At 57.7% G+C, this 1,174-nt stretch carries 1 pseudogene; it reads right to left on the bottom strand.

From position 1 onward, the window contains the following. Positions 1-1,108 (bottom strand): annotated as a pseudogene (locus tag WA429_RS21205) (hypothetical protein); the annotation flags it as partial. Between the last annotated feature and the right edge of the window lie 66 nt (positions 1,109-1,174).

Consider the following 1,174-nt stretch of genomic DNA (forward strand, 5'->3'; position numbering starts at 1 on the left):
AGGTCGAAAGGTTCGAAGAGCAGATGGTTCGAGCAGCGACCATCAGCGGCAAGATCGTGGTCGAGCCGTTCGTTACAACCGCCGCCCCGGCTTTTCCAGGCGCCCCCATGTTGTCATAGCGTGAATTCTTAGTGCCCGGGCTACCGTCTTGGCCCAAGTCGCCCCCGCGACCGCCAGTGGCACCGGTGTTCCCGCTGCATGAGTAGGGTGGTCCGCCAGAGCCACCCGTCAGCAAGCTACCGGCAGAGCCATGATTGCCGCCACCAGTGCCGTACTGGTTTCCTCCTGAACAAATATACATCGAGGATGCGACAACACCGCCAGATCCCGGTGGTGCGCCTGCACCGCCGCCCGCACCGGCCCCAAGCGGAATACAGCTGTGGAAGCAGTTGCCGTTGTTTGTGGCAGCTGTACCCGTAGCACCGCCGCCGCCGCCGCCGCCAATGATGCCTGCATTTGTGATCGAGAGGTCAGTCTGCGTAGATACCGCAGGCCCACCGTTCTTGCCTGAGTGACTGGTCGGTTTGCCCCCTTCCCCGCCACGACCAATGATCATGCCATTGTTCGTGAGGCTTGCGGTGCTCTCTTCAGGCAAAGCCGGAATTACAATAGCCGCAGTGGAAGTCGAATTCGACGATACGGTGATACCTTCAGCAACTTCAATTTCCAGATGAACCGGTTCTATCCCGTCCCATCCTTGGGCTGAAAGCTCCGCTGCAACGTCAATGTTTACCGTGTCTTCCGTCGCAGCAATCAGATACGTCTTGATGATGTCGATGCACTGGCCATCGACCATATGTTGATCTTCACCCGAGACATAGATCGGTTCTCCCGGGCCAGCATTGCGCACGTAGTTGGTGCCAGCCGGGCGCAGATAGGTCTCTTCGACATAGGAGTTTTCGTAGACCATGCAGACCTCTTGATAGGTCTCGCCGGTCCCGATGGTCTCGGTATTGATCAGCTGATAGGCAACCGGTTCTTCACCTTCATGGACTTTTTCATCTGAGACAAATATGTCCTGCCCATCGACCGTGATCTGATGGCGCCGGGTGCGGAACGCTTGAAGATCTTCGTCCTTTTCATCCCAACCAACCGCAACGATGATCATCGCGTATCCGTTCAATCCGGGCCGGGGCACTGTCCGATCCGCTTGCCGTCAGGCGTTCGATAGCCT

It is taken from the genome of Thalassospira sp. CH_XMU1420-2, assembly GCF_037029325.1.
Classification (GTDB): domain Bacteria; phylum Pseudomonadota; class Alphaproteobacteria; order Rhodospirillales; family Thalassospiraceae; genus Thalassospira; species Thalassospira povalilytica.